General features: G+C 41.9%; 3 protein-coding genes. All 3 read right to left on the bottom strand.

The window, feature by feature from the left end; translation table 11 throughout:
• A partial coding sequence (locus tag Aru01_RS18195) for an MFS transporter (RefSeq protein ID WP_042111783.1) occupies positions 1 to 805 on the bottom strand: 805 nt, incomplete at its 3' end.
• Positions 798 to 1,208, bottom strand: a complete 411-nt coding sequence (locus tag Aru01_RS18190) for a cupin domain-containing protein (RefSeq protein ID WP_016655906.1) — start codon at positions 1,206 to 1,208, stop codon at positions 798 to 800. The genes Aru01_RS18195 and Aru01_RS18190, both read right to left, overlap by 8 nt.
• 138 nt (positions 1,209 to 1,346) lie before the next feature.
• Positions 1,347 to 2,105 (bottom strand): TonB-dependent siderophore receptor (locus tag Aru01_RS18185; protein WP_042111782.1); only part of this gene is annotated, 759 nt, incomplete at its 5' end.

Here is a 2,105-nt window from a genome sequence, read left to right as displayed (position 1 = left end):
CACCGCCATACATGCCCAGCTGCCCAACACTTTGCAAACTCCATGCTTGGTCAATTAACAGCAGTTTTCCAAGTCCAAAACCTGAAACCATCGCCAATGAGGATAAGAAAGCCATGGCCAATAAGCGCACTGAACCTGCACGTTTGATAAAGTTTTTTAAACTCGCAGTCGTCTGACTTTGATTAGACCCAGTCGATGATACGGCGGTATTGACTAAAGTCACAGCAGGTTCCTTCCACGTCAGTAGAAGTGCTAAACTACAAAGTACGATGGCCATAGGCAGTAAAGCGCCCACACTGATGCCAAACTGGCCCACCAAAATCATCACTCCTGCCCCACCCAAGAAGAAGCCGACCATCGTGCCACCCACTTGAATGATGTTGGCACGCACCAAATCTTTGCCTGAAAAAAGTTCTGCAGCGAGTCCATCTGTCGCGATATCTTGTGTAGCACTGGCAACGGAAGCGATGAGCATCAGTAGAATGATCAGCAAAGTCTTATCTTGTTCAATGCCAAGCCACCACAGCAAAGTCAATGTCAGAAAGATCAGTGACTGCATCGGTACTAACCAGCTACGACGTCGACCAAAACGAGTATTTGAGTAATTATCGACAACCGAAGCCCACAGAAACTTTAAAATCCAAGGTAAGCCGACTAAAGGAAGAAAAATTAAATTTTCTAAGGATGCGCCTTGGTTTTTTAAAATACTCGGCAACGCATCCATCGCTATGCCCAAAGGCAAGCCTTGTGAGATATACAGTAAAGCGAGCATCAACCAAAGACGCATTTTTGCCAAATTAAACATCAGCCTCGCCCTCAACTTTTTCTATTTTGCTGCCCTGAGCTGGGGTGAAAAACATCAATTGACCTGCTTCATGTACCTCAAGTCGATGCCATGTATTTTGAGGAACAACAATAACCTCACCCGCCTGCAACATCACACTTTGGATATTTTGAAATTGACCATCGCAATAACTTAATAAAATTTTTCCTGACAGCAACAACAATGTTTCATCGCCTTTCGGGTGCTTTTCCCAGTAGTGTCCGTGTAAGGCTTGTGTACTCTCAAAATCTTTAAGACCGATAATCCAGTCAGCTTGACTACGCGCTTTATTATGGATGGACTCGATCGTGGTCTTAAAGTTCTCTACGTGTAAGCCAATTAAATGTGCTTGCATTTTAAAGGGTTGAAATGCTTGATTTGTCATCGATTTTAGCCTCTATGCATTCTTTGTTACTTTGCAATACGTCATCATTTGCAAGATTAAATTTATCAATATCAAGTGTTTTATAAGCTCATGTTTTTAAAGCCTTCTCATAGAGGGCTTTAAAACACGATAGATTCATTAGAATTTGGCATGAAGCATCAACATGGCCGAACGTGGTTCTCCATAACGGTTATTCCAGTTCACGCCTGAAAGACTTTGGTAATAACGACGATCAAATAAATTTTTGACGAAAAGAGAAGCTTCAAGATTTGGACTGATGTGATAACCCACTTTAGTGTCCATAACGCTATAACCACTTTGATGTAGAGTGACCCCTCCCGATGTAACGCTAAAGTCACTTTGTGCACGTAAGCCTAAGCCTAGATCCAATTTTTCATTTACAACTGCTGGCGTGTAGTTCAGCCAAAGATTAAACATATGTTTAGGGACAAAACTACTAAATGACTGGCCTTCTGACTTGGCATCACGTAAGTATTTGCTGTGATTATTGCTATAACTGGCGGTCATCGACAGATCTGAACGGATTTGCCCTTTCGCTTCAAACTCAAAACCACGGCTACGAACCTTACCATCTGCAATATAACAATGATTATCGAGTTGTGATGCGCAGGGATGTGCAGGATCTTCCTGTGCGCGATCTTCTTGGATAATTTGATAAACTGCAGCATTAAGGTTTAAACGACCATCTAATAAATCCGCTTTAACACCCGCTTCAAAATTATTGCCACGAATCGGATCAATTAAATTACCATCGGCATCTTTTTGTTTTTGAGGCTGAAAGATTTGTGAATAACTGACATAGCCATTCCATGTCGGATTGAATGTCCAGATGAGACCGGTATAGGGTGTAAACTCATTGTTTAGTTCGATTGTTTT

Origin of the sequence: Acinetobacter rudis, from assembly GCF_000829675.1 — a bacterium.
Taxonomy (GTDB): domain Bacteria; phylum Pseudomonadota; class Gammaproteobacteria; order Pseudomonadales; family Moraxellaceae; genus Acinetobacter; species Acinetobacter rudis.
The sequence above is the reverse complement of the archived record's forward strand: the minus strand, read 5'-3'. Positions and strand labels throughout refer to the sequence as shown.

Excerpts from the sequence above, each read along its gene's own strand:
- Aru01_RS18190 (WP_016655906.1), bottom strand. The coding sequence starts at position 1,208 with ATGACAAATCAAGCATTTCAACCCTTTAAAATGCAAGCACATTTAATT.